Here is a 4,953-nt window from a genome sequence, read left to right on the forward strand (position 1 = left end):
CAAAAGCCTGGCAACGATCTAGCCTCGCAGGGCGTAAACCCAACTACTCTCGACGCTAAAGAGCTTAACTTCTGTGTTCGGTATGGGTACAGGTGTGTCCTCTTTGCTATCGCCACCAGACGAAAACTTTATACTCATATTATATCAATTCCTCTCCTTTTGTCAACTTCTTTACTTCTCTGCTTCTACTCTCTGATTAAGTCCTCGACCTATTAGTTTTAGTCAGCTTAATGTGTTACCACACTTACACTCCTAACCTATTCTCCTTGTCGTCTTCAAGGGGTCTTACCTTTGTGGGAAATCTCATCTCGAGGGGGGCTTCATGCTTAGATGCTTTCAGCTCTTATCCCTTCCATATTTAGCTACCCAGCTATGCCACTGGCGTGACAACTGGTACACCATTGATATGTCCATCCCGGTCCTCTCGTACTAAGGACAGCTCCTCTCAAATTTCCTACGCCCACGACGGATAGGGACCGAACTGTCTCACGACGTTCTGAACCCAGCTCGCGTACCGCTTTAATGGGCGAACAGCCCAACCCTTGGGACCGACTTCAGCCCCAGGATGCGATGAGCCGACATCGAGGTGCCAAACCTCCCCGTCGATGTGGACTCTTGGGGGAGATAAGCCTGTTATCCCCAGGGTAGCTTTTATCCGTTGAGCGATGGCCCTTCCATTCGGTACCACCGGATCACTAAGTCCTGCTTTCGCACCTGCTCGAGTTGTCTCTCTCACAGTCAAGCTCCCTTGTGCCTTTACACTCTCCAAATGATTTCCAACCATTCTGAGGGAACCTTTGAACGCCTCCGTTACTCTTTAGGAGGCGACCGCCCCAGTCAAACTGCCCACCTGACACTGTCTCCCGGTTTTCTATTCCGTGGGTTAGAATTCCAATACACAAAGGGTAGTATCCCAACATCGCCTCCTCATACACTGGCGTGCATGCCTCTTTGGCTCCTACCTATCCTGTACATTCTGCATCAAAATTCAATATCAAGCTACAGTAAAGCTCCATGGGGTCTTTCCGTCCTGTCGCGGGTAACCTGCATCTTCACAGGTACTATGATTTCACCGAGTCCATCGTTGAGACAGTGCCCAAATCGTTACGCCTTTCGTGCGGGTCGGAACTTACCCGACAAGGAATTTCGCTACCTTAGGACCGTTATAGTTACGGCCGCCGTTTACTGGGGCTTCAATTCTTACCTTCGCTTGCGCTAAGCAATCCTCTTAACCTTCCAGCACCGGGCAGGCGTCAGCCCCTATACTTCACCTTTCGGTTTTGCAGAGACCTGTGTTTTTGTTAAACAGTCGCTTGGGCCTATTCACTGCGGCCTACTCTCGTAGGCACCCCTTCTCCCGAGGTTACGGGGTCATTTTGCCGAGTTCCTTAACGATGGTTCTCTCGCTCACCTTAGAATTCTCTTCCCAACTACCTGTGTCGGTTTGCGGTACGGGCACCTCTTATCTCGATAGCGGCTTTTCTTGAGAGTTTGGCTTCATTGACTTCGCTACTTTTTTTCGCTCCCCATCACGCTTCAGTCTTATAAGTAGCGGTTTTGCCTACTACTTAACCTTTGCGCTTAGGCGCCCTATTCCATCAGGGCACTCAATTAGCCTCCTCTGTCCCCACTTCTCTCAATCGATATTCGGTGGTACAGGAATTTCTACCTGTTGTCCATCGGCTTCACCTGTCGGCTTCACCTTAGGTCCCGACTTACCCAGAGCGGACGAGCCTTCCTCTGGAAACCTTAGTCTTTCGGTGGATAGGATTCTCACCTATCTTTCGCTACTTACACCGGCATTCTCACTTCTAACTTCTCCACTTCGCCTCTCGGCTTAACTTCTACGACGTTAGAACGCTCTCCTACCATATAACATCTGTTATATCCGCAGCTTCGGTTGTATGTTTAGCCCCGGTACATTTTCGGCGCGATGTCACTCGACCAGTGAGCTATTACGCACTCTTTAAATGGTGGCTGCTTCTAAGCCAACATCCTGGTTGTCTGTGCATCATCACATCCTTTTCCACTTAACATACAATTTGGGACCTTAGCTGGCGGTCTGGGCTGTTTCCCTTTCGACTACGAACCTTATCACCCGCAGTCTGACTCCCGTTTATATTTATCCGGCATTCGGAGTTTGTCTGAATTCGGTAACCCGGGATGGGCCCCTAGTCCAAACAGTGCTCTACCTCCGGTAAACTCTTTAACGAGGCTAGCCCTAAAGCTATTTCGGAGAGAACCAGCTATTTCCAAGTTCGATTGGAATTTCTCCGCTACCCACACCTCATCCAAACACTTTTCAACGTGTCCTGGTTCGGTCCTCCATTCAGTGTTACCTAAACTTCAACCTGGACATGGGTAGATCACTTGGTTTCGGGTCTACTCCATCATACTATCTCGCCCTATTAAGACTCGCTTTCGCTTCGGCTCCGTGTCTTCCACTTAACCTTGCATGATATAGTAACTCGCCGGTTCATTCTACAAAAGGCACGCCATCACCCCTAAGGGCTCTGACTACTTGTAAGCACACGGTTTCAGGTTCTTTTTCACTCCCCTCCCGGGGTTCTTTTCACCTTTCCCTCACGGTACTGGTTCACTATCGGTCACTAGGTAGTATTTAGCCTTACCAGATGGTCCTGGTCGCTTCCGACGGAATTCCTCGTGTTCCGTCGTACTCAGGTGCTCTCTCTTGCTTACTTAGCATTTCGTATACAGGTCTTTTACCTTCTTCGGCTCACTTTTCCAAGTGCTTCTACTATACTTCGTAATACAATTTCTTGAGAGTCCTTCTACCCCTATATGCATGCATATCGGTTTGGGCTTCTTCCTTTTCGCTCGCCGCTACTTGGGAAATCGATTTTTCTTTCTCTTCCTGCAGGTACTTAGATGTTTCCGTTCCCTGCGTTACCTCGCTTTTGCGTACCGCCTTTTTATTTGCGGTGGGTTCCCCCATTCGGATATCTACGGATCTTTGCTTACTTACTGCTCCCCGTAGCGTTTCGTCGTTTGTCACGTCCTTCTTCGGCTCCTAGTGCCAAGGCATCCTCCGTGCGCTCTTTTCTACTTAATCGTGTGTAGCTTTTTGCTTCGTTTTCTTCCTTGAACTCTTTTTGTGAATAAGTTTTTCTTACTTACCTTATTCTTCTGTTTCTCGGTTTTGTAAATCTGTTTTCTTTTCTAGAAATTTTTTGATCTAATATTTGTATTCAGTTTTCATTGTGCTTGAGTATTACTTGAACACTCAAAACTAAACGAATTCCCCAACATATCCTTTTTTCCTTAGAAAGGAGGTGATCCAGCCGCACCTTCCGATACGGCTACCTTGTTACGACTTCACCCCAATCATCTGTCCCACCGTGACCGGCTCCTCCCTTTCGGTTAGGTCACCGTCTTCAGGTGTTACAAACTCTCGTGGTGTGACGGGCGGTGTGTACAAGACCCGGGAACGTATTCACCGCGACATTCTGATTCGCGATTACTAGCGATTCCAGCTTCATGTAGTCGAGTTGCAGACTACAATCCGAACTGAGAATAGTTTTATGAGATTGGCTTACTTTTACAAGCTCGCTTCTCTTTGTCCCTATCCATTGTAGCACGTGTGTAGCCCAAGTCATAAGGGGCATGATGATTTGACGTCATCCCCACCTTCCTCCAGTTTGTCACTGGCAGTCTATCTAGAGTCCCCATCTTACTGCTGGCAACTAGATATAAGGGTTGCGCTCGTTGCGGGACTTAACCCAACATCTCACGACACGAGCTGACGACAACCATGCACCACCTGTATCTGTGTTGTCTCAAAGAGACAAACAACGTGATCTCTCACGCCCTCACAGTATGTCAAGACTTGGTAAGGTTCTTCGCGTTGCTTCGAATTAAACCACATGCTCCACCGCTTGTGCGGGTCCCCGTCAATTCCTTTGAGTTTCAACCTTGCGGTCGTACTCCCCAGGCGGAGTGCTTAATGCGTTTGCTGCAGCACTGATCTCTTTTGAGACCAACACTTAGCACTCATCGTTTACGGCGTGGACTACCAGGGTATCTAATCCTGTTTGCTCCCCACGCTTTCGCGCCTCAGTGTCAGTTGCAGGCCAAAAAGCCGCCTTCGCCACTGGTGTTCCTCCTAATCTCTACGCATTTCACCGCTACACTAGGAATTCCACTTTTCTCTCCTGCACTCAAGTTTATCAGTTTCCAATGACCTTCCACGGTTGAGCCGTGAGCTTTCACATCAGACTTTCTAAACCACCTGCGCGCGCTTTACGCCCAATAATTCCGGACAACGCTTGCCACCTACGTATTACCGCGGCTGCTGGCACGTAGTTAGCCGTGGCTTTCTGGTTAGGTACCGTCTGTTTTGTGTATAGTTACTACACAACCTTTCTTCCCTAACAACAGAGCTTTACGAACCGAAATCCTTCTTCACTCACGCGGCGTTGCTCCGTCAGACTTTCGTCCATTGCGGAAGATTCCCTACTGCTGCCTCCCGTAGGAGTTTGGGCCGTGTCTCAGTCCCAATGTGGCCGTTCACCCTCTCAGGTCGGCTATGCATCGTCGCCTTGGTAGGCTTTTATCCCACCAACTAGCTAATGCTCCGCAAAGCCATCTTATAGTGTCAGCATGACCGACTTTTAAATATCTCCCATGCGGAAAATACTGTTATCCGGTATTAGCTACAGTTTCCCATAGTTATCCCGGTCTATAAGGCAGGTTCTTTACGTGTTACTCACCCGTTCGCCGCTAAGAATTATCGGTGCAAGCACCAATAATTCTTCGCTCGACTTGCATGTATTAGGCACGCCGCCAGCGTTCGTCCTGAGCCAGGATCAAACTCTCCAAATATTTTCTTATTTGTTTGCTTGATTTAGCTCTTTTTAAAGTTTTATAGTTCCTTTTTGAACTGTCCTTTTTTGGAATTACGTTGACTTAATTCGTTTAGTTTTCAATGTTCAA

3 rRNA genes are annotated in these 4,953 nt (G+C 48.2%); all 3 read right to left on the reverse strand.

Annotation, left to right across the window (positions count from 1 at the left end):
- Positions 1-5 precede the first annotated feature (5 nt).
- Positions 6-120: ribosomal RNA gene (rrf, locus tag BQ7358_RS00030) — 5S ribosomal RNA — on the reverse strand.
- Positions 121-192: 72 nt separating this feature from the next.
- Positions 193-3,073: ribosomal RNA gene (locus BQ7358_RS00035) — 23S ribosomal RNA — on the reverse strand.
- A 213-nt stretch (positions 3,074-3,286) separates the two neighbouring features.
- Positions 3,287-4,842: ribosomal RNA gene (locus BQ7358_RS00040) — 16S ribosomal RNA — on the reverse strand.
- The 16S, 23S and 5S rRNA genes sit together here, the layout of an rRNA operon.
- Between the last annotated feature and the right edge of the window lie 111 nt (positions 4,843-4,953).

The organism is Gemella massiliensis, from assembly GCF_900120125.1.
Lineage (GTDB): Bacteria > Bacillota > Bacilli > Staphylococcales > Gemellaceae > Gemella > Gemella massiliensis.